This window comes from Oceanobacillus sp. FSL K6-2867, from assembly GCF_037963145.1.
GTDB lineage: Bacteria > Bacillota > Bacilli > Bacillales > Amphibacillaceae > Oceanobacillus.
On sequence record NZ_CP150144.1, the window covers coordinates 1,533,853 to 1,557,837 of the forward strand.

The 23,985-nt window shown below is 38.5% G+C and carries 28 protein-coding genes and 2 riboswitches; of the genes, 18 read left to right on the forward strand and 10 right to left on the reverse strand.

The window, feature by feature from the left end; translation table 11 throughout:
• The first annotated feature begins 67 nt into the window (after positions 1 to 67).
• Positions 68 to 171: riboswitch (TPP riboswitch) on the forward strand.
• 216 nt (positions 172 to 387) lie between these two features.
• The 3 genes from NSQ77_RS07555 to NSQ77_RS07565 all read left to right on the forward strand — a co-directional run bounded on the left by NSQ77_RS07555 (position 388) and on the right by NSQ77_RS07565 (position 2,948).
• Positions 388 to 1,176 carry a lipoate--protein ligase family protein gene (locus NSQ77_RS07555; RefSeq protein WP_339230958.1) on the forward strand — a complete coding sequence of 263 codons (789 nt, stop codon included), beginning with the start codon at positions 388 to 390 and terminating at the stop codon, positions 1,174 to 1,176.
• Positions 1,169 to 2,113 carry a lipoyl synthase gene (gene lipA, locus NSQ77_RS07560; RefSeq protein WP_339230020.1) on the forward strand — a complete coding sequence of 315 codons (945 nt, stop codon included), beginning with the start codon at positions 1,169 to 1,171 and terminating at the stop codon, positions 2,111 to 2,113. The genes NSQ77_RS07555 and lipA overlap by 8 nt, the downstream gene beginning before the upstream one ends.
• A 271-nt stretch (positions 2,114 to 2,384) precedes the next feature.
• Complete coding sequence (locus tag NSQ77_RS07565; RefSeq protein ID WP_339230021.1) at positions 2,385 to 2,948, forward strand: CotY/CotZ family spore coat protein; 564 nt, start codon at positions 2,385 to 2,387, stop codon at positions 2,946 to 2,948.
• 62 nt (positions 2,949 to 3,010) lie between these two features.
• Here NSQ77_RS07565 and NSQ77_RS07570 read toward each other — a convergent pair whose 3' ends face one another.
• The gene (locus NSQ77_RS07570) at positions 3,011 to 3,235 is read right to left on the reverse strand and encodes a hypothetical protein (RefSeq protein WP_339230023.1); all 225 of its coding nucleotides are present in this window, start codon (positions 3,233 to 3,235) and stop codon (positions 3,011 to 3,013) included.
• Positions 3,236 to 3,362: 127 nt separating this feature from the next.
• Between NSQ77_RS07570 and NSQ77_RS07575 the strand changes: the two genes are divergently transcribed.
• A complete protein-coding gene (locus tag NSQ77_RS07575; RefSeq protein ID WP_339230025.1) occupies positions 3,363 to 3,701 on the forward strand; it encodes a thioredoxin family protein in 339 nt (112 codons plus the stop codon).
• A gap of 26 nt (positions 3,702 to 3,727) precedes the next feature.
• On the opposite strand, the gene NSQ77_RS07580 is transcribed toward NSQ77_RS07575, so the two are convergent.
• The 6 genes from NSQ77_RS07580 to NSQ77_RS07605 are packed head-to-tail and all read right to left on the reverse strand — an operon-like array spanning position 3,728 to position 8,938.
• Complete coding sequence (locus NSQ77_RS07580; RefSeq protein ID WP_339230027.1) at positions 3,728 to 5,068, reverse strand: FtsX-like permease family protein; 1,341 nt, start codon at positions 5,066 to 5,068, stop codon at positions 3,728 to 3,730.
• On the reverse strand, positions 5,065 to 5,757 hold the full coding sequence (locus NSQ77_RS07585) for an ABC transporter ATP-binding protein (RefSeq protein WP_339230028.1): 693 nt from the start codon (positions 5,755 to 5,757) through the stop codon (positions 5,065 to 5,067). Before NSQ77_RS07585 ends, NSQ77_RS07580 begins: the two co-directional genes overlap by 4 nt.
• A gap of 13 nt (positions 5,758 to 5,770) precedes the next feature.
• A complete protein-coding gene (locus NSQ77_RS07590) occupies positions 5,771 to 7,015 on the reverse strand; it encodes a hypothetical protein (RefSeq protein ID WP_339230030.1) in 1,245 nt (414 codons plus the stop codon).
• A gap of 15 nt (positions 7,016 to 7,030) precedes the next feature.
• Positions 7,031 to 7,864 carry a hypothetical protein gene (locus tag NSQ77_RS07595; protein ID WP_339230032.1) on the reverse strand — a complete coding sequence of 278 codons (834 nt, stop codon included), beginning with the start codon at positions 7,862 to 7,864 and terminating at the stop codon, positions 7,031 to 7,033.
• On the reverse strand, positions 7,861 to 8,550 hold the full coding sequence (locus NSQ77_RS07600) for an ABC transporter ATP-binding protein (protein WP_339230033.1): 690 nt from the start codon (positions 8,548 to 8,550) through the stop codon (positions 7,861 to 7,863). The genes NSQ77_RS07595 and NSQ77_RS07600 overlap by 4 nt, the downstream gene beginning before the upstream one ends.
• A 1-nt stretch (position 8,551) precedes the next feature.
• The gene (locus tag NSQ77_RS07605) at positions 8,552 to 8,938 is read right to left on the reverse strand and encodes a GntR family transcriptional regulator (protein WP_339230035.1); all 387 of its coding nucleotides are present in this window, start codon (positions 8,936 to 8,938) and stop codon (positions 8,552 to 8,554) included.
• Between the two features lie 291 nt (positions 8,939 to 9,229).
• Between NSQ77_RS07605 and NSQ77_RS07610 the strand changes: the two genes are divergently transcribed.
• Both NSQ77_RS07610 and NSQ77_RS07615 read left to right on the forward strand, forming a co-directional pair.
• Entirely contained in the window at positions 9,230 to 9,988 is a 759-nt protein-coding gene (locus tag NSQ77_RS07610; RefSeq protein ID WP_339230036.1) for an exodeoxyribonuclease III, read from the forward strand.
• 133 nt (positions 9,989 to 10,121) lie between these two features.
• Positions 10,122 to 10,553 carry a hypothetical protein gene (locus NSQ77_RS07615; protein ID WP_339230038.1) on the forward strand — a complete coding sequence of 144 codons (432 nt, stop codon included), beginning with the start codon at positions 10,122 to 10,124 and terminating at the stop codon, positions 10,551 to 10,553.
• Between the two features lie 80 nt (positions 10,554 to 10,633).
• Here NSQ77_RS07615 and NSQ77_RS07620 read toward each other — a convergent pair whose 3' ends face one another.
• Positions 10,634 to 11,581, reverse strand: a complete 948-nt coding sequence (locus NSQ77_RS07620) for an MBL fold metallo-hydrolase (protein ID WP_339230040.1) — start codon at positions 11,579 to 11,581, stop codon at positions 10,634 to 10,636.
• Between the two features lie 267 nt (positions 11,582 to 11,848).
• On the opposite strand from NSQ77_RS07620, the gene NSQ77_RS07625 reads away from it, so the two are divergent.
• From NSQ77_RS07625 to NSQ77_RS07680, 12 genes are all read left to right on the forward strand, one after another.
• Entirely contained in the window at positions 11,849 to 12,463 is a 615-nt protein-coding gene (locus NSQ77_RS07625) for a spore coat protein (RefSeq protein WP_339230041.1), read from the forward strand.
• A gap of 121 nt (positions 12,464 to 12,584) precedes the next feature.
• A complete protein-coding gene (locus NSQ77_RS07630) occupies positions 12,585 to 12,752 on the forward strand; it encodes a YfhD family protein (RefSeq protein ID WP_339230043.1) in 168 nt (55 codons plus the stop codon).
• Positions 12,753 to 12,888: 136 nt separating this feature from the next.
• Positions 12,889 to 13,338: a YueI family protein gene (locus tag NSQ77_RS07635; RefSeq protein WP_339230044.1), complete on the forward strand. Its 450-nt coding sequence runs from the start codon at positions 12,889 to 12,891 to the stop codon at positions 13,336 to 13,338.
• Between the two features lie 164 nt (positions 13,339 to 13,502).
• Positions 13,503 to 13,604, forward strand: a riboswitch (purine riboswitch).
• 77 nt (positions 13,605 to 13,681) lie between these two features.
• Positions 13,682 to 14,755 (forward strand): NCS2 family permease, encoded by a 1,074-nt coding sequence (locus tag NSQ77_RS07640; protein ID WP_339230046.1) that lies wholly within the window; start codon positions 13,682 to 13,684, stop codon positions 14,753 to 14,755.
• 25 nt (positions 14,756 to 14,780) lie between these two features.
• Complete coding sequence (locus tag NSQ77_RS07645; protein WP_339230048.1) at positions 14,781 to 15,320, forward strand: phosphoribosyltransferase family protein; 540 nt, start codon at positions 14,781 to 14,783, stop codon at positions 15,318 to 15,320.
• Between the two features lie 227 nt (positions 15,321 to 15,547).
• A complete protein-coding gene (locus NSQ77_RS07650; RefSeq protein ID WP_339230050.1) occupies positions 15,548 to 16,483 on the forward strand; it encodes an ABC transporter ATP-binding protein in 936 nt (311 codons plus the stop codon).
• Positions 16,458 to 17,195 (forward strand): ABC transporter permease, encoded by a 738-nt coding sequence (locus NSQ77_RS07655; protein ID WP_339230051.1) that lies wholly within the window; start codon positions 16,458 to 16,460, stop codon positions 17,193 to 17,195. Before NSQ77_RS07650 ends, NSQ77_RS07655 begins: the two co-directional genes overlap by 26 nt.
• Positions 17,196 to 17,262: 67 nt before the next feature.
• Complete coding sequence (locus NSQ77_RS07660; RefSeq protein ID WP_339230053.1) at positions 17,263 to 17,724, forward strand: LytTR family DNA-binding domain-containing protein; 462 nt, start codon at positions 17,263 to 17,265, stop codon at positions 17,722 to 17,724.
• Entirely contained in the window at positions 17,714 to 18,142 is a 429-nt protein-coding gene (locus NSQ77_RS07665; protein WP_339230055.1) for a DUF3021 domain-containing protein, read from the forward strand. The genes NSQ77_RS07660 and NSQ77_RS07665 overlap by 11 nt, the downstream gene beginning before the upstream one ends.
• A gap of 100 nt (positions 18,143 to 18,242) precedes the next feature.
• Positions 18,243 to 18,767 (forward strand): type 1 glutamine amidotransferase domain-containing protein, encoded by a 525-nt coding sequence (locus NSQ77_RS07670; RefSeq protein ID WP_339230057.1) that lies wholly within the window; start codon positions 18,243 to 18,245, stop codon positions 18,765 to 18,767.
• Positions 18,768 to 18,790: 23 nt separating this feature from the next.
• On the forward strand, positions 18,791 to 19,939 hold the full coding sequence (locus NSQ77_RS07675) for a conserved virulence factor C family protein (protein WP_339230058.1): 1,149 nt from the start codon (positions 18,791 to 18,793) through the stop codon (positions 19,937 to 19,939).
• 129 nt (positions 19,940 to 20,068) lie between these two features.
• A complete protein-coding gene (locus NSQ77_RS07680) occupies positions 20,069 to 22,054 on the forward strand; it encodes an acetoacetate--CoA ligase (RefSeq protein WP_339230060.1) in 1,986 nt (661 codons plus the stop codon).
• A 192-nt stretch (positions 22,055 to 22,246) separates the two neighbouring features.
• Here the strand turns inward: NSQ77_RS07680 and panF are convergent, their stop codons facing one another.
• Positions 22,247 to 23,677: a sodium/pantothenate symporter gene (gene panF, locus NSQ77_RS07685; protein WP_339230062.1), complete on the reverse strand. Its 1,431-nt coding sequence runs from the start codon at positions 23,675 to 23,677 to the stop codon at positions 22,247 to 22,249.
• 5 nt (positions 23,678 to 23,682) lie between these two features.
• Entirely contained in the window at positions 23,683 to 23,955 is a 273-nt protein-coding gene (locus NSQ77_RS07690) for a YhdT family protein (protein WP_339230959.1), read from the reverse strand.
• Positions 23,956 to 23,985 lie beyond the last annotated feature (30 nt).

Genomic DNA, 23,985 nt, shown 5'->3' on the forward strand with positions numbered 1-23,985 from the left:
AATTGTTGTATTTATCTTTACAATTATTACAATAAGCAGTAAGCTTAGCATGTAATTCGAATAAATAAATACGCACTAGGGGAGCTGCTTGGCTGAGAAAGACGTTCCGCGCCTGACCCTTTGAACCCGAACTAGGTAATACTAGCGTGGGGAATGTGCAGTCGAAAATGGATCTAATATGTTATCGATGGATAAATTTATTAAAGACTGCATTCTATTTGATGCAGTCTTTTTTAAATAAAGAATCGTAAGCGCTCACTGCAGCATTGACGCTTTATATCTCAGCATCTAGCAGCTCTCAAAAAGGTATTCTTTTCATCGGAGGTGTCTACATTGAAGAAACATTGGGCTTTTATTAATACCGGCTTTCAGGATGCTTCGTGGAATATGGCATTTGATGAGTGCTTAATCAACTGGCATCATGAAGGTAAAATCCCACCAACATTACGATTTTATGGCTGGAAAGCACCTAGTTTATCTGTCGGCTACTTTCAAAAGGTTGACAAAAAGATTGATTTCGATGCAATAGAACGGCATAAATGCCAATTTGTCAGACGATTAACCGGTGGCAGTGCAGTGCTTCATGACGATGAATTAACGTACAGCCTTGTTATTTCAGAGAATGACCCAGATATTCCTGTGTCCGTTCAAGAAGCATACCACGTACTATCCAAAGGGGTATTTGAAGGTTATCACAACTTAGGCATCCCCGCTGAGTACGCAATTCCAGACAGGGAAAAGGCCAGAGGCAGAACAGCAATATGTTTTGAAAAACCTGCATTCTACGAAATGGTTGTAGAAGGGAAAAAGCTTTCTGGAAATGCTCAAACAAGAAAAAAAGGCGTACTTATGCAGCATGGCTCAATTCCAATGAGCATGGATACAGAGATGCTCTTTGATTTATTCTTATTTTCCTCCGAACGTTTACGAGAACGGAGTCGAGACGCTTTTTTCAAAAAAGCCGTCACAATTAATCAATTGACAAATCGAAAGTATCATTATGACATGTTAACGGAAGCATTTAAAGCGGGTTTCAAGAAAGGTTTAAATCTTGAGCTCCATCCTTTGCAATTAACAGAAACCCAATGGCAAGAAGTACAGCAATTAGCACAATCAAAATATGAATCGAAAGCATGGAATCTAACTCAAAATAAGGAGCGTGCTAGCATTGGCTAAACAGGCAGAACATATTCGTAAACCAGAATGGCTTAAAACCAAAATCAACACAAATGAATCCTATAAAAAACTAAAGCACTTAATGCGTGATCAACGACTGAATACAGTATGCGAAGAAGCAAAATGTCCCAATATTTATGAATGCTGGAGCGAACGAAAAACAGCCACGTTTATGATTTTAGGCGATACATGTACTCGGGGCTGCCGTTTTTGTGCAGTGAAAACAGGTCTTCCAAGCGGGCTTGACCTGGGTGAACCAAAGCGAGTTGCTGACTCTGTTTCCATTATGGGGCTAAAACATGTTGTTGTGACAGCGGTTGCGCGTGATGACCTGGAAGATGGAGGAGCAGCTGTTTTTGCCAATACTGTCCGGGCAATTCGTCATCAGAACCCAGGCTGTACGATAGAAGTTCTGCCATCTGATATGAAAGGTGATTATGAAAGCTTACATACGCTGATGGATAGCGAACCAGATATTTTCAATCATAATATTGAAACCGTTAGACGATTAACAAAACGCGTTCGAGCCATCGCAAGATACGACCGGTCCTTACAGCTGCTTCAACGTGTGAAAGAAATTGCACCAGCTATTCCTACAAAATCCAGTATTATGGTCGGACTGGGAGAAACAAAAGAGGAACTCATCGAGGCAATGGATGATTTGCGTGCCCATAATGTGGATATCGTTACAATTGGACAATATTTACAACCAACGAAAAAGCACTTAAACGTTGAAAAGTATTACCATCCAGATGAATTTGAAGAATTGAAACAAATCGCTCTCGAGAAAGGCTTCTCACATTGTGAGTCTGGTCCATTGGTACGCTCTTCTTACCATGCTGATGAACAAGTAAGCCAATCTTCAGCACAAAGACGAATTAAATATATGAAAGGCTATGAGTCACAAGAGAATAAACAAGTTGATTTTCACTTTTAAACTTTTAAATACATGTTATTTAAAAAATCCCTCCTAATAATTCGTTAGGGGGGATTTATCGACACATTCACTCTCAATCCGACAGCCTTCCCACAAATTATACCTTCTAACATAAAATTTCCCTTCTCCATCACGAGCTTATTATGCATCTACCCTACTTCATCCGTACAATTTTCATTTCCCAAAATTTATTAGACTATTATACAGGCATCGCGAGAGTATCAACATATCTTGATAGTAAATACAGCAACAGAGAAAGGAGCGACAATTCATGAGTCATAATCCCCATCCATGCAATCATCATAATTGTGTTTGTGAAGTAGTAAGAAAGATAGTCTGTGCACAGAAAGAAGTATCCGATAGAGACAAAAACAAACACTGCAGCAGCAGCTGTGAAAATTCTATTAAACAATTACTTTCATCACATTCTAAAAGCAAAAATATGAACACAACCATTCCATTTGTTCTATTTAACAAAGGCAGCCTTAAACCATTTATTGCAAGCGGTGTTCATAAAAAAGAAAAAAAAGGATGCCATCATGATTATGATACATTTGCTGCAATCGAAACACCAGTCTTGCGGGCTATACGATTTATTCCACACAGCTGCTGTGTCGAGGTTGAATTATTACAGCCTGTAAATGAACATTGTATTCCAGTAACGCATAAAGGAGAAAAACTAGTTGATTTCTTTGAAAGTAAATCTCATCATCATACAGTAGACTTCAAAAAAACTGGTATCTGTATCACACTAGATTTAGAATGCTTTTGCGCTATCACTTGCTTAGATCCTATTAGACCATTACCACCGGGCCATCATTCTTGTACATGTTAGTATATGAAAGAAAGGTTTTTACCGCAGCAACAAAAAGACCCTGAGCATCGGCTTAGGGTCTTTCATTCTGAATTCTCCGTAATGTTTTTCCGTTTATACTTTCTTTCACTTTGGGAATCGTCCTTCGTTTTCGTCTTCTTTTTTTCGTCGTGTGTTTCTATTTTTAAATCTTCCATCGGTATATCATCCACAAACTTTTGCTCTTCCTGTTCATCCAGCTTCGTTCTTCTCTCTTCATTCCACTTCGGCTTCTCATTACTGGTAGAACGTTTATCTTTATCGCGCATTGACTTCTCACCTCATTGTCTCTTTTTATTTTCATTTCCTTTCAGCACTATTATTAAACCTAATCATGAAAAAACTTCTTTTTCTTGCTATACTTTAAGAAAGACAGGCAGACGGAGGTTTATTACAATGAGCGAATTTATGAAAATTAAAACCATCGAACATGCAGAAAGATTTATAACAGAAAACCAGCTTTCTTTCCTATATTTTTCCCGGCCAAATTGCAGTGTTTGTCATGGGCTATTACCACAGGTTGAAAAATTGATGGAATCCTATCCACAAATAAATACAGCTCATATTAATGTAGAGGAAGTTCAAATGGCAGCTGGACGTTTTTCAATCTTTACCATCCCTGTTCTATTGTTTTTTGTAGATGGAAAAGAATATATACGGGAAGCACGAATTGTACATTTGGATTTATTAGAAGAAAAGATACGCAGAATTTATGAAAATGTGCTTGAATCCTAACGATTCAAGCACATTTTTACATATTGCTATATCTCTCTTCGCATTGCCATTAAAACATCAATTTTTGTGGCACGGTTTGCTGGGCGCAAACCAGATAAAATCGTCACAAGCAAGCAAATTCCCACAGAAATGAGAACAAGGCTAACAGGTATCATCGAAAATTGCAGTTGTTCTGGCAGCTCTTCCTGAAAGGCAAACTCTATAATAATTGGCAAACCTATATTTACTAAGGAACTGACCACGTAAGCTACTAAGGTACCTATGAACGCTCCAACAATTCCGATATAACTGCTTTCCAGCAGAAAAATTTGTTTAATTGTCTTGGGATTTGCACCAATTGCCTTCATAATACCAATATCTGGGGCACGTTCTGTTACCGCCATTGTCATCGTATTATAAATACCAATTGAAGCAATAAGAATCGCAATTGTACCGATTAGAATTAAGCCTGCTTTCATGATTGTAAACAGCATGTTGATCTGCTTCATCTCACTAACAACAGAATATGAAGCATAATTTGCATCGTCTAGTTCATCCACAATAACCTGAACTGCTTCCAGGTTCGTTGCATACACTTTTACTTCATCAAATGCATTGAGAGTTGCTGAATCAAGCTGGTCTCCATCAACACCTAATTCTCCACCAGGTGCTCCGGTATAAGCTTCCACATCAGTAAAAACCTCACCAGAAATATATACATTCTGATCTTGTATCCAATCTTTCGTTGGCTTTTTTAAAATTCCAACAACAGTAAGCGGTACAGCCTTTTCCTCTCCATCAACCTCTAAATTCCTTTTCACTGTCATATTTAACGTTTGTCCAATTAAATTGTCTTGATACAGATATTCCCCTTTAATTTCTCCAGATGCTTCATCATATATATCCTCACCTTTCACATCCTGTACAAAATAATCCAGAAAATGATAGCCTACAACTACTTCATTCGGCTTTTCCGGCAGCCTTCCTTTATCAAGCTCCAACCCCGCATCTACCTCAGACGGAAAATGTGCTGATACAGCAGTTGTTTCTGATCCATATTCATCCAGGGAAAAAGTCGGAAATTGACGCAGTTGATTTTTCCGTGTTACAGCATTAACATTATCAATAGACTCTAAGTAATCAATATCTTCCATCGTTAGGGAGCGATAGTTACCATCCTTTTCTAGATGTCCATGGATATCAATTTCTGTAACAATTTGCTGTTCCAACGTCTCTTTAATAATACTCTCTTGCAGCCCATATCCAACAGATGCTAAAACAATAAGGAAGGCACATCCCATTGCCGTTGCTAGAATAGTCATCCCTGTTCTTACTTTATTCTTTTTAAGATTCTGCAGAACGAAGCGAAATTGATCTTTTATTTTCATTGGGATCTAACCCCCTCTGCAATTCGTCCGTCACTTATCGTTATGGTTCGGTCACCAATTGCCGCTACTTCGTCATCATGGGTAATGATAAGAAATGTGATCCCCATTTCCAAATTGAGCTGTTTAATCAATTGCAGCAGCTCTGCCTCTGTTTCGCTGTCTAAACTTCCGGTTGGTTCATCAGCGAGGATTAACGGTGGGTTTAATACTAATGCTCTCGCAATACTGACACGTTGCTGCTGACCACCAGATAACTCACTTGGATAATGATCGGCGAATTCTATTAAGCCAACCTTCTCCAGAATAGCAAGCGTTATTTCCTTGCGTGATGATTCACTTTCACCATTTAAAATTAATGGCAATTCAATATTTTGAAAAGCTGTCATACTGGGAATTAACTGGAAGCTTTGAAAAATAAATCCCATATGCTTTAAACGAAAATCTGCAAATCCAGACTCCGATAAGTCACTCACTCTCTGATCATTTATCCAGATTTCGCCCTCTGTTGGACGAATAAAGCCACTAATCAAATTCAGTAGCGTAGATTTTCCTGAACCACTTTTTCCAACAATCGTTACTATTTCACCTTCATTCACTTGAAATGAGATATCCTGAAGAACTGGTAACGTTGTTTCCTGCCTTTTCTTGCCTAGTACAAAATGATGGCTTAATTGTTTTACTGTAATCAAAATAAGTCCCCCATTATTCATCCAATTCGATTGAATGGATATCCAGATCGTAATCGATATCCTGTTTCTTTGGATTCTTCATTGTAATCTTTCCTTCGTATAGTGTATCTCCTGTTCTTAAATGAATAATGTACAAAGACAGATCCTGTTTTGGAAGTTTTGATGCAGGAACAACATACACCTTCTCGCCATATATTTTATACATATAACCTAGTTCATCGGTGACTTCCGGAATTGCTATCGTTTGCTTCGCTTCGATTTTTCCATTTTCCATGTTAAAAGAAGTTATCTCCAGTTTCCCTTCGACATCTTCTGTAAAATAAATCATTTCATCATTCGCTGTATATGGAAATGCATTATTTGAAATCCCTTTCGGTAATTTTATTTGCTCTTTTTCCCCTGTCACCAAGTTGTAATGAAAGAGTTCACGATCGATCGTTTCATAGGTTGACTCCCATTCATCAATGACACTTTCCTCTATAAGTTCTTCTCCAAATACAACCTGTTCCATTGGCTGCTGGATATCCTCCCATTTATTATCGACTATTCGAATTTCCCTGTATTGGTTGGATGAAACTTCATCTTCTTTCGCTGTAATGATAGCTTCGCTTTGAATTGTTTCTGCTGCAATATCGACTAGATAAACTTGGTAAGCTGTAATATCTTTCTCCGATTGCTTATCATAGCTATAGTTACGCGATATAACTTTTAATTGTCCATCAATGATATGAATTCCCTCTACGTCCATCGAATAAATCATGCTATTTTTATTCACTGGAATAGGCGCTTGAAAAGAAGTCTCCTCTTTCGACACTTTGTCTAATATGCCTATATCAAGTTCAAAATCATTCGGTTGATAGCCATTCATTGTATCCCATGTTAAATTGACATATACGAGCAAGTTTTCATCCTCATAGAAATGATACGGAGTCATACTTTTGCCACGCATGAAACCCCTGTAGTCTTTCTGGAGTCGCTCCATTTTAGGGCTTTGATTTACTCCTAACATGCGTTCAAAATAAGTATATTCACCCCAATATGTTGTGCCATCAGCGTTCAGCTGAAATGAATCACCTATGCCCTCTTGAATAAAACTAGCCTCTAGAGTAAGCTTCTCTATCTCCTTTTCGTCCCCACTTACGGTTTCAAAAACAAATTCCGGCAATCTGCTTGTAGCTGTACTTGTTTGTATATAGAATGCCCCAATCACAAGCACAATGAAACTAACAAGTAAAATTAACTTCCAATAACGTTTCATCCTGATCCTCCCTCCTTAAACCCGTATCTTTCTTGTTAATAAATGATTGCTCATCCATATGGATCCAGCCGTAACAAGTAATCCGGTCACTAACATAAGCATAAACAGCTCTTCTGGATAGAAATAGTTATAAAGCATAAATTCCTGGACGAATATCGGTAAGAAAAATACAATCAGAGCTAGTGCTCCATATCCAATACCTAATAAAATCCCTTTTAAACGATAGCAGCGCTCAAACATAATGATTGTGAAAAGTACAAACACAGCCATAAAACCGAGACCATAATGGATGGCAAATTCTGCAATTGAGTACGGAAACATAATTCCCAAACGATCAAAGTTACGAATCATCTCATTAATCGATAAATCCCAGCGCAAATCAATTGGTACCATCCATTGTAAAACCATGCGCTCCAACGGTAATAATATGATCTGCAAACCAACCAACCCTAGAACGAAAAGAAATATTGCTGAAGCCTTAGCCAGATATACATTTAAACGTGCAGTTGGCAGCATAAGCAGCCGATAAATAAACGTATTCTTGCCAAACCAATCACGATACCAAATAAAAAGTGAATAAATCAATAGCGTTACAATACAAAGTGCGATTGGGCCGACAAACAAGATTGAATTGGTGACATCATTGAAAGACATTCTCCCATACTGCTCAATAAACGTCTCGATTGACATATGGTCTACATTCATCGCTTGATTGGCATTATTTAAATAGCTTTTAGAGACAACAATTACTGCAGCAAGTTGCGAAACAATCGTTATTCCAATTAAAGCGATATAGATCTTCATAAAACGACCAAGCTCAAAATTTAAAAGCTTTACATATCTATTCATTGCTGGTACACCTCTCTCATCACATCAACAACTGATTTTCCTTCATTTTCACGTACCTCTTCGGAATTAAATGCTTTTACCACAATACCATCATCCAATAAAATTACCTGATCAATTAAATGCTCAATATCATTAATCTCATGTGTTGTAATGATAACCCCGCGATCTTCTACTAAATGACTTGTAAATACCTCAGCGATTTGCTCACGGCTGAAAATATCAATTCCAGAGAAAGGCTCATCCATTAAAAGGTAATCAACATCTAATGCTAAGCCTAAAAGGAGATTTACTTTGGCAGTGTTCCCTTTTGAAAGACTCGAAATTTTTTCTTCTGGTTTTAATTTAAAAAATCCAAGCAGTTCCGTTGCTCGCTCTTGGTTCCAGCTCTCGTAAAAATCCTGCATGAATTGCATCGATTGTCCAATTGTCATTTGCGGAAGCATGGTAATTGCATCTGGGATAAACGTAATTTTTTCATAGCTTTTCTTATTGATTTTTGCCCCGTCAATAAGGATTTGACCACTGTTGATCGGTGTTAATGCCATAATGGCGTTTAAAATCGTTGTTTTCCCAACGCCATTAATGCCAATTAGACATGTAATTTCTCCCTTGGCGGCAGTAAATGTTACACCCCTCAGCACTTGTTTTCGGCCAAACTTTTTCGTAATATCTTTAACTTCAATCACCTTATTTCCCCCCTTCTTCCTCACTCTGTCTTTGATAACTTTCTTTCATTACTTCTACAAGCTCATCAAAAGGAACTTGGATGCGTCGTATCGATGTAATAAAAGAATCGACCGCTTCCTCAAGCAACTCTCCTCTAACCGCAGCAAGTACATGTTCATCCTTCGTAATCCTACTTGGGTTGTTGCCTTCCGTATATATCAATCCTTCTTCCTCCATTTCCTTATATGCTCGTTGTGCAGTATTTGGATTTATTTTTAACTGATTGGCTAACTCACGCCGTGATGGAATCTCTTGTCCGGGTTCAAATGATCCTGTTGCTATCCTTTCTTTAAATTGGCGAACAACCTGCAGATATACGGGATCCCGTTTATTAAAGCTTACATTCATCAGCACACGCTCCTATACTTCTCCTAAGTTCATAACCTGTATCAACCACTTAATACACAAACAATAAAATTGTGTATTAAGTGGTTGATACGCTCTATCGTGTATTATATGCTTCATACACATAAACTGTCAATAACTATTTTTCGACAAGCTTTTGTAGACTATTTCCTGGGAAATATTATTCAACACCGTATGACATTCCACCTTATTTTCTGTCAAAAAAACCGTGTTGTATAACTCCCTATGGTAAAATAGACAAAACAGATTAAACAAAGGGAATGAATATTTGCGATGAAAGTTGTTTCTTGGAATGTTAATGGTATTCGTGCATGTGTTAAGAAAGGTTTTCTTGATTATTTCCACGAGGTAGATGCTGATATATTCTGTATTCAGGAATCCAAATTACAGAAAGGTCAAATCGATCTTGATTTAAAAGGATACGAGCAGTACTGGAATTATGCTGTTAAAAAAGGCTACTCGGGGACAGCAGTTTTCACGAAGAAAAAGCCGATTCGGGTCACATATGGCTTAAATAACGAAGAGGTTCAAGATGAAGGCAGAATTATCACACTGGAATTTGAGACATTCTTTTTAGTAAACGTTTATACTCCAAACGCCAAAAGAGACTTGAGCAGACTTGAATATCGACTGGAATGGGAAGATGAATTATATAGCTATTTAAAAGAATTAGATGCAGTTAAACCTGTTATCTACTGTGGAGATTTCAATGTGGCCCACCAAGAAATCGATCTGAAAAATTTTAAAACCAATCATGGAAATTCCGGCTTTACAACAGAAGAGCGCGGGAAAATGACTCGTTTACTTGGTTCAGGATTTGTTGATACGTTACGGCACTTTCACCCTGACACAACAGATATTTACACTTGGTGGTCCTATATGAAAACGATTCGCGAAAGAAATGTTGGCTGGCGGATTGATTACTTTATCGTCTCTGAGAGACTCGTTCCAGTTCTGAGGGATTCACGAGCAGATACGTCAATCATGGGGAGTGATCACTGTCCAATCGTGCTGGAATTAAACAACCTGTAGAAGATTTCACATTCGACAAGTCTTCTTTGAAAGGGATAATTTTCCTAAGTGCCGATTAAATACTGTAACCGTCTGTTCATACGCTGTTCACATTCTGTTTGTACACTAAATACAGCGCAAAGGAGAGATAAGTGTGAAACATTACAGTACAATATTATTACGTTTCTCAGCTTTTTTCGCACTGCTTGGAGCAGTTATCGGCTCCCATATGGCAGGTGCAGGTGGATATGAATTTAAAACGGTTCACGCACATATCCTGGTTGTCGGTTGGTTGTCTTTGTTTGCTTTTGCAGTTTTTTATAAACTATTCACCCCAGCAAATCGAATGCTGGCAGCAATCCATGTGTGGTCAACAATTGTTGGCACTTTCGGTTTAACGATTGGCATGTGGCTTTATTTCGTACGTCCATTTAATATCGGGGACACATTTACAACAAGCTTTTTTATTATCGGTGGAACAGTATTATTAATAAGCTTTGTATTCTTTTTTATTTTAACATTTATGAAAACAGGAGAACTGGAGCACAGCACTGGTAGCCGTTTATCAGACAACTGCAGAAACTGAAAACGTAAAATGTAACTTTAAGCCACAAATTATAACGGCATGGCATCATAATAGAATGATGCCATGCCGTTTATTTACATTTATTGCGTTAGTTTTTTAAAATAATCAATGATACCAAGAGATCCTACCTGCAGGTCGAGATTTATTAAAATATAAACCTCGTGCTCATCAGGAATCCCTTTCGTTCTTAAATGTTCACGGATATTAGCGAGCAATCGCTGTGAAATTACATCATAGCCTTTTCCTTCAAGTACTGTCCGCTCCCCAACCTCCATAAATACATCAAGCCAATTTAGAGTCTGGTTTAATGCCTCTTCTATGTTTTGTGTCATCCCAAAATGACCAAAGTAAATACGGTCAAGGTTTTTGTCGCGAATTCGCTTAATGGAGTTCTCCATGTCATTCGGATTAAAATGGTTTGGAGAAGTAGAAGGCAAAAACAAATCAACACCATTTGGTACGAGCTGTTCGTAACGAACACCTACTGTGTCGCCAGTAAACATTCCATTGCTCACAGGATCATAAATACTAATATGATGCTTCGCATGCCCAGGTGTATCCCAGAATTCCAATGTACAATTCGGCCCTATTTCCAAGGAGTCCCCTTCACCTTTTACAAGCAATCGATCTTCAGGCACAGGTACAATTGGTTCAAATAATTCAGAGAAGCTGTCACCATAAACTGCTCTTGCTCCTGCAGCAAGTTTTTTAGGATTAATTAAATGCCTTTCCCCACGCGGATGCACAATGATGGTTGCATTCGGGCACTCCTTTAGCAATAAACCGGCTCCGCCAGCATGATCCAGATGAATATGGGTAACAATAATATACTTTATTTCATCCAGCGAATGTCCAAGCGCTGCTAATCCGGCTTTAATATACTTCACCGATGGACTTGGTCCAGTTTCAACCAGTGTTAACGCCTCTTCATTGATAACGTAAGTTCCTGTCCGGTTAGCTACATCTAAGTCAAATCCATCAATTAAGTGAATACGATCATCCAATCGAATTGGATCTCTTTGCTTCATAAAATTTCCCCCTCCGGAAAATGTAAGCACATACTTTTACGTTCATATTATCACAAAATTCCCTCTTTCACATCATTTTTTACTAGAGCATGCTCTCTAATGCAACTTAAACAATTATCCTTCGATTTCATATAAAAAGACGAAATGAAAGCGAATAAGTATAGTAAACCTGTTAAAAATACAGATGTATAATGTGCATTATTATTTCTTCAATTTAGATAAACCTGGGACAGCACATTTGCACCAAATAAAAGGAGGTTTTTTTAATTGTTTAATCAACAGCAGAATCAAAATTTCCAAGGCTCATCACAAATGCCTGATCAGCAAAGCCATGGTGGTCACGAAATGTTTGATGCGCATGAAGCAATTTCAGGTCTTGTTGGCGGTTTAGAACAAGGTCTGCTTTATGAACAGCATATTCAGGATCCTGAATTAAAAACAATGCTGCAAAAGCATAAGACATTCCTTACTCAAATGTACAATACGATTGTAGAAGCCCTAAGTACAGGACAAGAACCATCCCAAAAAACCCAGACGTATATGATGTCAGATAGCAATAATGTGCTTTATGGGATGAAGCCAACTCAGCCTAAAACACCTGCACAGGCAGTGACAGAATTGAATGATCAATGTATTTCTAGTTTTATGATGGCAAATTTAAAGTCATCTGCTTCTGCTTTTACAATGACTGCTCTGGAAACAACTAACCCAGTATTAAGAAGAGTGTTTGCTGACAGCATTCCGAATCTTGTCGAAATGGCTTACGAAATATTCTTATACCAAAATAAACGCCAGTATTATCAAGTACCACAATTAAAGCAAGAAGAGATGCAAATTTATATGAACAGCTATGCTCCCGTTCAGAATCCAATGCAGCATTAATTGGCTTCAAGGCTCTCAAGCTTTTTATTATAGGGGCCTTGATATATTGTTGCCGTATTCCTGCAGCAATCCTCTTTTTTAGAACTACACACACTAATCTTACAATTACGAGGTGAACAGAATGGGTAGAGATGATCATAAAAAAAAGCACAATAATTATTTGGCTCAAACACCTAAAAATCAAAAATCAGATGGTATCGATGTTGAGTTTTCCGAAGAGCTAGCAGATGCTGAAGACAAAGAAGCTCAAGCAAGAAGCCGCGCTGCTGATAAACGTGCAAAGAAGTAGCAGCAATTTCCCAAGTCACATCTATGTCTAATTTTGTTAGCATTTACTGGCTTTCCATCTGTAAACATTGGAAGTTTTGATGAGAATGTTATAACATTATAAGTAGAACATAACATTTCTAAAGGATGAAAAGGCAATGACTAACAAAAGCATCGATGATTATTTAACAGAAGGAATGTACGGGACACGGCTACCAAAAGATCATGAAAGAATACAGTTTCTAGGCACGCTTAGAGAACGAATCGTTTTAGCGCTAACAATTGGACAAGTTATGTCCGATTCCGGCCTTCATAAATTGGAAGAAGCTATCAAAGAGAACCCTAAAGCAACATTGCTTATTAATGGTCATGTTCCTTTCCGTTTTTTAAAAGAAGAAAAAGGACTTGCCAATAAATATAATATTTCGTATACAACCATTACGAATAATGAAAGTGATACAAATATCGGGGCCGTACTCACTTATGATTACGCCATTGATAAAGAGAATATCTTTATTGAAGATGAGCAGCCAGATGAGAAAGTAACGGAAACGAAAGAACAGCCGAAGAGCTTTCTCGGAAAAATAAAGAAATGGTTTGGTTCCTAAGAAAACTATAGACCGCAGCACAATAAAATGTGCTGCGGTCTATTTTAGTTTCATTTCTATCCCTTTATAATATGTAATTAACCCAACAAAAATTATTATTATTATTTTTTTCCTCTTCTATCATTCAAAAATCATACGTTTTATAATATAATTAAATTATCGTACGTGAATTACAAAAAATACCTCATATAATCTCAGTAATATGGTCTGAGAGTCTCTACGGAGTAACCGTAAATTACTCTACTATGAACGGTGCTTCTTATGAAATGGCCGTTTTTTTCAAACGGCTTTTTTTATGGGAACAGCCACCATTCATGAACTTGAGGAAAAAAGGAGCAGCAAGATGGAACTTATACTTAAAGATATTCTAGCAGCAATCAGTGGTGTGCTTAACGGACTCCCACAAGGATTACTAGCTCTAACGTTTGGATTTGCTTCCGTACCGACTGCGTTAGCATTTATTATTGGCGCATTCGGAAATGCCATGACAAGCAATGTTGCTGTTGTATCATTCCAAGCAGAGACAATAACCGTTGCCGGAACAATGGGCAATAATATGCGTGAACGGTTATCAATGATCTTCTACGGTGCATTTATTTTAATTATTATTAGCTTATTTGGTCTTATGGAACAAATCGTTTCCTGGATTGGTCCAGTAATTACAAATGGAATGATGGCCGGTGTTGGCTTTATGCTTGCAAAAGTTGCCTGGGATATGGCAAGGAAAGACCGTTTAATTGGTATATCTTCATTTATTAGTGCACTTGTCGTGTACATTGTAACAAAGGATCTTGTATACACAATTACAATTTCAGTTATTCTTTCAAGTATTGTTTATTATTTTATGAAAAAAGATACTCCCGATCATTTAAAACAGAAAATCGATGACCGTTTTAAATTGCAAAAATTAACGTTAAATCTAATGGTAATCCGTGGTGCCTTAGCTTTAGTTTGTTTGAATATCGGCGCTAATATTGCTTTCGGAAAAATTAATGGAGAAATTGCTTCACAAGATGTAAATATAGATACATTAACCATCATTAGCAGCTTAGCAGATATGGCATCCGCTTTATACGGCGGCGGACCAGTTGAAGTAATTATATCCGCGACAGCCAGTGCACCGCATGCTGTATGGGCTGGTGTGTTGATGATGGCACTAATGGCTTTTATCCTTATTTTTAAACTGCTTCCCAAAATCGGAAAGTATGTACCGAGTTCTTCAATTGCAGGATTTCTATTTGTGCTTGGAGCAATCGTTACACTACCTGGCAACGCCGAGGCAGCACTTTCAGCGGATGCTGCGGGCTCTAATATTGTCGGTGGTATTACGATGATTATAACCGCCATTTCCGATCCATTTTTCGGTCTGCTAGCAGGCGTAATCATGGAATGGCTATTAGGTATTTTTGGTATTTAAATAAATTGCAGGAGCGTGAATTCAAATGGATACATATGAACTTAAAGTTGCTGGTTTAAAACGTGACTTACCAATTATTCAAATTAAAGATAATTTAAAAATAGCAAGCTTTGTTATTTTAGGTGATACAGAAATGGTTGCTGCGACTGCACCATTAATTGCAGATAAATTGCCAGAGGTTGATGTTCTCGTTACAGCAGAGGCAAAGGGAATCCCTTTTATATATGAAGTTGCGAAACAATTAAACATGGCAAAATATGTTGTCGCCAGAAAAAGCATAAAGCCGTATATGAACAATCCTATCATCCATGAAGTTGAATCAATTACAACACAAAAAACACAGACCTTATGCTTGGACACAGAGGATGTGGCGCAAATAAAAGGAAAGCGCGTAGCTCTAATTGATGATGTAATAAGCACCGGTGAATCCTTAAAAGCTCTAGAGGAATTAGTAGAAAAGGCTGGTGGAAATGTTGCCGCAAAAGCCGCAATCCTAGCTGAAGGTGATGCAGCAAATCGTGATGATATTTTATTTATTGAGAAACTGCCTCTTTTCACAGACTGAATTACCAAGGCCTAGCAGTTCGCTAGGTCTTTTTTTATGTACAGTACTCTAAGCATAGCTCCATATTATTCAACAACCCTTCTCCCCCCACTCAACAAACTTTCATACATGCAATCTGTTCACTCATACATTAAACAGATCATGTTAGTTCAGTTCAGAATTCATAAAAGATTATTCTTGCTATACTTCCGGTAATAAATCAAAATCAAAAACCTGGAGGAGATATCATGTCTAATACCGTTGTTGAAGTGCAGCACGCAACAAGAAAATTCGGTAAGACAACAGCAGTTAATAATGTTTCTTTTTCCATCGAAAAGGGATCTACTGTAGCAATCCTGGGACCAAATGGTGCAGGAAAAACAACAATTGTTTCCATGATGCTTGGATTAATCGAACCTACTGCCGGATATATTCACTTATTCAATAAAAACCCGAAGCATATTGCCGCTCGTGAAAAAATAGGTGCGATGCTTCAAGATGTAAGTGTCGTTGATAAATTAAAGGTTCATGAGGTTATTGCCCTCTTTCGCAGCTACTACCCTTCCCCGCTCTCCATGGAGGAATTAATTGCTTTAACCGGATTAGAGAAGGACGACTTGAACAAATGGGCCGACAAATTATCAGGAGGTCAAAAACGGCGGGTTGGTTTTGCTCTAGCGCTTACCGGCAATCCAGACCTTATTTTCTTTGATGAACCAACAGTCGGGCTTGACATTACTGCAAGGAGATTATTCTGGGAAAAAGTAAATGCATTAAAGAAAAAAGGAAAAACAATTATTTTTACGACACATTATTTACAAGAAGCAGACGATGCAGCGGAGCGAATTATCCTATTTAATCGTGGCGAAATTATTGCGGACGGACACCCAAATACGATTAAGCAACAGCTTGCTATCCGAAATGTTTCCTTCCAATCAGATGACACAGATAAAGCGATCCAACAATTACAATCGCTCCCGACAGTTAGCCAGTGCTATGAAAAAGATAAACGAATTTACGTCGTAACAGAAGACACAGATGCCGTTCTTAAAGCACTTTTCAAGCTTGATTTAAACGCAAGAAGCATCGAAATTGAACAAGGGCGATTGGAAGAGGTATTTGAATATTTAACGAAACAAAATGAGGAGGCAGAAATAAATGAACAGCATTACAATGCAATGTAAAGCAGAGGTGCTTCGCATTTTCCGTAATCCATATTTTGTATTTTGGAGCCTGCTTATGCCAATTGTGTTTTATTTTATTTTTACCAACATTGTGAATACCGATGTTCCAGATACAGAGCTCTGGCAAGCACATTATCTAATGTCAATGACTGCATTCAGTGTTATGGGATCAGCCATTATGACTTTTGGCATTCGTATGGTGCAAGAACGCACACAGGGCTGGTCTTCCTTTATGAAAATCACGCCATTACCAGCTTGGGCTTATTTTACTGCTAAGATGTTTGGGCAAACGGTTATGCATCTGTTTTCTATAATTCTAATCTTTGTTGCGGGTTATTTGATCAATGGTGTCTCGTTAACGTTCATCCAATGGTTCTTCTCTGGATTATGGATTTTGGTTGCCTCTCTGCCATTTCTCGCCATCGGAACACTTGTAGGCGCGATGGGGAAAGTTGAAACTGCAAGCGGTGTTAGCAATATTCTCTATTTAGCATTAGCTATTCTTGGTGGGATGTGGTTTCCCATCTATATTTTCCCTACTTTCCTGCAAAACCTCGCGGAATGGCTCCCATCCTATCATTTCGGAAACGGCGCATGGGATATTATTCGCGGAAATGCCCCAAGTTTTAAAAGTGTTCTTGTCTTAAGCGGCTATTTAATAGGATTCATGGCAATTTCTGCATTTGTTCGGAAAAAGCAAGAGAGCATGTAAATATAATTCGCCATTCTTGCTTTTGCTATATAATAACAGTATCCATATGCCAAAGGGGGAATGGCACTTGAAAATTAATATCGATATTGACGATAAGCATGAGGTAACGCAAATAACGATCCATACAAAAGAATGGACAGAAGAACTGGAGGAAATTGTAAAAGTCATTAAAAAACGTAGAACCCCTCGATTATTTGCCAGTGAATCTGACCAAACAATCTTGCTTGATCCGAAAGAAATTGATTTTATCTATGCAGAACAACGCAGAGTATACGCAAGCCTTGCAAACCGCCAATTGGAACTAAAAATGAAATTGTATGAAGCAGAAGAGATTTTAGCCCCGTACGATTATATGCGTTTTTCAAAATCTGTAATTGGTAACCTGAATCATATTGAACGCTTCGAATTATCCTTCAATGGTAATCTTTGTGTCTACTTTCGTTCAGGGAATAAGGCTTATATCACAAGAAAATATGTCGCACCCATTAAAGAAAAACTGATGAATGGAGGTCAGTCAAATGATAATTGAAATTCTTAAAAGAACGATGATCGGACTAGGATTTGCGTGTATTTTTACATTTATCGCCTTAACCATTATTGTTGTTAACAATCATTCCACCTCCGTCTCAGAGGTATGGATGCATATGCTTGCCAGTATGACGATCGGTGTTTATTTTGGACTGTCTTCTTTTATTTACATGGGAAATGAATGGAGTTATATAAAAAGAACTATCGTGCATTTTAGCGTCTCTGTTATTTTCTATTTTTCAATTGCCTTTTCCGTTGGCTGGGTTCCATTTGGTTTTTGGCCAGTAATAGGAAGCCTTCTAGCATTTATTGCTATTTATGCCATATTTGGCACGGGGTATTACCTCTACTATAAGAGACTTGAGACTTCTTTAAATGAGGAATTAAAAAAAAGAAATGAAAATGCACGTGAGCATTAATTGAATTCAAAAATCTGCTTCAATTTGAAATAATGCTTGATAATCGAAATGATACGCAACCTCTGTTACACTGATTATAATATGAAATGGAGGGATCTACATGCGATTAAAGGACAAAAAAGTAATTGCACTTGTTGAACATGATTTCGAGGATCTCGAGCTCTGGTATCCAATTTTACGCCTTCAAGAGGAAGGTGCGCAAGTTGATCTAGTAGGTGAGAAAGCCAATCACAAATATATTGGTAAATATGGGGTTCCTGCTGAATCTGCTTTTGCATTTTCCGATATTGAGGGAGAAAATTATGACGCCATTCTTGTACCTGGCGGCTGGGCACCAGATAAACTAAGACGTTATCCAGAGGTGCTGAAATTTGTCCGTGATATGGATAAAGCCAAAAAACCTATCGGACAGATTTGCCATGCGGGCTGGGTACTCATTTCTGCAAACATTTTACAAGGCAAGCATGTAACAAGTACTCCAGGAATAAAAGACGATATGACAAATGCAGGTGCAACATGGAGTAATGAAGCGGTTGTCGTTGACGGACATATCATCTCCAGTCGCCGTCCACCAGATTTACCAGCATATATGAAAGCTTTTGCTGATAAGCTAGCAGAAGCATAATTGTTCTGATCGAGGTGTTTTAAATGAAAATTGTATCTATCGAACCTACACCAAGTCCACACTCTATGAAAATAAACGTCAATGAAACCCTGCCTGCAGGCGAAAATTATAATTACAGCGAGAAAGACAGCCTTGAGGATGCACCAAGCTATGTCAAAGAGCTTTTTGCTATCGAAGGTGTCAAAAATATTTATCGGGTCGTTGATTTTATAGCATTAGCACGAAACCCCAAAACTTCTTGGGAAGAATTGCTTCCGAAAGTTCGTGGGGTTTTAGGGACAGAGGAAGCGGCTGAAAACCTGTCATCAAACATGCAGCAGAAAATAGAAGATGGATTTGGTGAAATTAAAGTCTTTATTCAAATGTTTCGCCGCATACCGATGCAAGTAAAATTAGAAGAGGATTCAGAGGAAAAACGAGTTGGTCTTCCTGAACGTTTTAGCCAAGCAATTATGGAAGCCTCCCCTGCCTCGCCAAATGTAATAATGGAGCGCAAATGGATTGAACAGCATCCAAGGTATGGAACAATGGAAGAAATAGAAGAAGAGATCGTTGAAGAGCTTTCTGCGAGCTATGATCAAGAACGTTTGGATGGGCTGGTAAAGCTCGCGTTTGAGGATCAAGAAAAAGCAAGTCTGGAAGAGTCAAAACCGAAAAAGCAATTATCACTTAAAATCCTTGATGATCCAGATTGGAAGGTACGCTATGCGGCACTTGACCGATTCGATCCAACACCAGATGATTTGCCACTACTTGATAAAGCGCTAATTGATGAAAAGTCATCCATTAGAAGACTCGCGACAGCATATCTCGGAATGATCGAAGAACCAGAAGTGCTCCCTTATCTGTATAAGGCTTTAAAAGACAAGTCTGTCACAGTTAGACGTACTGCTGGAGATTGTATTTCTGATCTTGGTTTCAAAGAAGCAACATCTGAGATGATCATAACACTCTCGGACCCTAGCCGAATTGTACGCTGGCGTGCAGCTATGTTCTTATATGAACTAGGTGATGAAACCGCCATTCCAGCTCTAGTAGCTGCTGCAGATGATCCTGAATTCGAAGTACGAATGCAAATCAAACTTGCATTGGAACGAATTCAAGGCGGAGAGGAAGCAAAAGGATCTGTCTGGCATCAAATGACACAAGCTACACACAAAAAAGCTGATTGAGCCATATGTGCCAATCAGCTTTTATTCATATACATCCTCGTAATATAACATAGAATTATAGTTTCTTTACACAAGGAAAGCGATTTCATATAATAATAGTAATCATCTTAATTTTCAGGAGGGGATCAAGTGGAAGGCGTTAAAGAAGGTACGCTATTATGGAAGCCGGACGAACAAAGAATAAAGCAATCAAACCTGTATCAATATATAAATTGGTTAAAGAAAGAAAAAGGGCTTTCCTTCGATGACTATCATTCCTTATGGGAATGGTCTGTCCGGGATTTGGAAGCATTTTGGGAGTCCCAATGGGAATATTTTAGCATTAGTGCGACCCAATCCTATGATGCAATCCTCACCTCTCGTGATATGCCAGGTACGAAATGGTTTCCCGGCGCTGCAATTAATTACACGGAGCATATTTTCAGAAATCGGGATATAAACAAACCCGCTATTATCCATGCGTCGGAACATCGAGCTACACAGGAAATGACATGGGGACAATTATATAAAGATACAGCTGCTTTACAACAGACATTAAAGAAATTAGGCGTTCAAAGGGGCGATCGAATTGTTGCCTACATGCCAAATATTTATGAAACAGTTGTAGCTTTTCTGGCGGCAGCGAGCCTTGGAGCAATTTGGTCAAGTGCTTCTCCAGACTTTGGCACACAAAGTGTGATTGATCGTTTTAAACAAATCGAACCAAAAGTGATGATTACAATTGATGGCTACAGCTACAATGGAAAGAATTTCGACCGCATGCAAGTTGCAGCGAACATTCAAGAAGCATTACCAACAATTGAAGCCACCATCACGATTCCATATTTGAATGAACAAGCCGATTTTAGCAAGCTAAAAAAAACAATTCAATGGTCAGAGGCAACTACAAATAGTAGTGGTGGAGACTTAACGTACGAGCATGTTCCATTTAATGATCCTTTATGGGTCCTGTACTCTTCAGGGACTACAGGAAAGCCGAAACCTATCGTTCAAAGCCAGGGCGGTATTTTGCTGGAGCATTTAAAGGCTGCAACATTTCACATGGACCTAAATGAGAACTCACGTTTCTTCTGGTTTACCACGACTGGCTGGATGATGTGGAATTTCCTTGTCGGCGGTCTGCTTACTGGAAGTACAATTATCCTCTATGATGGAAGCCCATCTTATCCAGACAATAAGTGGCTTTGGAGATTTGCTGAACAGACAAAAATGACTGCTTTTGGCACAAGTGCCAGCTTTCTTACAGCAAGTATGAAAGATAATCTTGAGCCGGGAAAAGAGTTTGATTTAACATACTTATCCAATATCAGTTCTACTGGTTCTCCCTTGCCCCCCGAAGCATTCGAGTGGTGCTATAGCCACGTTAAAAACGATCTATGGATTGCTTCTGTCAGCGGAGGAACAGATGTGTGCTCTGCGTTTATTTTAGGTGCACCAATTCTCCCAGTATACGCAGGAGAACTGCAGTGTATGGGACTTGGTGCTAAGGTAGAGAGCTTTAACGATCAAGGAAAGCCAGAAATAGATACAATTGGAGAACTTGTACTAACGGAACCGTTCCCTTCTATGCCAGTTTATTTCTGGAATGACTCTGATGGCACTCGACTATACGAAAGCTACTTTGATGTATTTCCAGGAATCTGGTGTCATGGTGACTATCTAAAAATTACAAATCGACATACCGGTATTATCTACGGTCGCTCAGATGCAACAATTAACCGTGGCGGTGTTCGTATTGGCACGAGTGAAATCTACCGAGCTGTCGATCAAGTAAAAGAGGTTGCTGATAGTTTAATAGTCGATATTCCAAATCAGGGCGGGGATTCAGCTACACCACTTTTTGTCGTAATGAAAGACGGAACTGAATTAACAGAAGAAGTAGTAAAGCGTATTAAAACACAAATTCGTACACAATGCTCACCGCGTCATGTACCAACTGGAATCTATCAAGTCAGCGAAATACCCAAAACACTTAACGGGAAAAAGCTGGAAATACCTATTAAAAAAATATTAATGGGTAAATCGGTTGAACAAGTTGTCAATAAAGGGTCACTGAGTAATGAAAAGTCATTGGAATACTTTATACAATTTGCAAAAGATAGAATGCAGGTATAATGTTGTCTCTCCTGTTAGTTAATAGCTGCAGGAGAGCTTTTTATTGAGAAATGGATGGTGCTGTTTCTGGGAGGTGTGGTGCTGTTTCTGGGAGGTGTGGTGCTGTTTCTGGGAGGTGTGGTGCTGTTTCTGGGAGGTGTGGTGCTGTTTATAAGAAATACCAGCACTTCAAGGCTGGTATTTCAACCAAAATTATAAGTAATCTTTTTCCCTAAAGGCTAGACTGCCAGCAACATATGCAATAAATGCGATAACAATAGATGTTACAACAGAATGCATTCCAAATGGCTGTGGATAGAAAGATTCAAATAGAATATAGCTTGTCACCCCAAAAATCATAGATGCAACCGCACCATATTTATTCCCCTTTCTCCAATATAACCCCATAACAATCGGCCAAATAAACGCTGCTTCAAGACCACCCATTGAGAATAGATTTAACCAGATAACCAGGTCTGGTGGGTTTAAGGACATCACAATCACAACGATACCAAGCAATGCAGTTACCCACATACTTAAACGCTTCACCTTTTTTTCCTTTGCGGTCGGTTCTATGTAATTTAAATAAACATCTTTTACAATCGTAGAGCTGACTAGTAATAATAATGAATTTACAGTAGTCATAATAGCAGCCATCGGAGCCGCAAGAACAATACCAGACAACCAGTTTGGCAATACAGTTTGTGCAAGTAGGGGCATTACTGTATCTCCAACTTCCACACCAGGTATAACAGGTCTTGCAAAGACACCAATTAAGTGCATATTGAGCATAATAAAGCCAACCACGATTGTGCTGATAATAATTCCACGATGCATCGACCTTGAATTTTTATAAGACATTGCACGCACAGCGATTTGCGGAAGCGCAACTACACCTACGCCAACGAGCACCCAGAACGAGGATACATATGCAGGTGTTAAATCAGCATTTGCGCCAAACGGTGTAATTAAATTTGGGTTTTCCGCTGCAAGATCCGCAATTATTGCTGGCACTCCTCCACCAGCAATAATAACTGCAATGAGTAAAATTAGCGTCCCCGCAAACATCACAATTCCTTGAATTGCATCTGTTATTGCGATAGCCCGAAAACCGCCAATAATAACGTATACGAGTACAGATACCGAAAATATAAATAATGACGCAATATAGGATAGTCCTGTTAGGGATTGAATCAAACGTCCACCGCCAATCCATTGGGCAGACATCGCAGAAAATAAGAAAATTAAAATACTTAATGAAGACAATAGCACTACCCATTTAGATTCATAACGGCTTTTTAAAAAGTCCACAATTGTCACCGCTTTATATTTACGTGTTACAATCGCAAATTTCTTCCCAAGAATCATTAATACAAAATAACCTGTAGCAATCTGAGTGGTGGAAAGAAGCACCCATCCAAGCCCCTGATTATAGGCCGCTCCCGGTCCACTTAGAAAACTACTAGCGCTTCCATACGTCGTTACCAATGTCATTGCTAGTACAAAGCCGCCTAAGCTTCTACCCCCAAGAAAGTATTCCTGTAAAAAAGAATCGGTTCGCTTTACATATTTTCCTGCCCAAAGCCCAACCGTAAAAACAACAATTAAAAATAGCACTAATGGTAAAACAGCTTGCCAATTCATAGCTATTAAATCTCCTTATCATCTAATTCATCTAACGGAATTTCTGTAAAAAACATTTTTACAACGAGCCAAATCAATAGCACCATAATAACAAAGCCAAGTACACAGCTATAAAAAAACCAAGCAGGTAACCCAAGAACATAAGTATATTCAGCAGGGTCTTTGCTTCCTAGGCCGTAAGCAAAACCATACCACCAAATAAAGTTAAAAATGACAATTCCTATTCCAATCAATGCTTCTCTATTTGCAATCTTAAATTGATAATCATCTTGATTCATTTTTGTTTCTCTCATCTTAAAGGTCCCCCC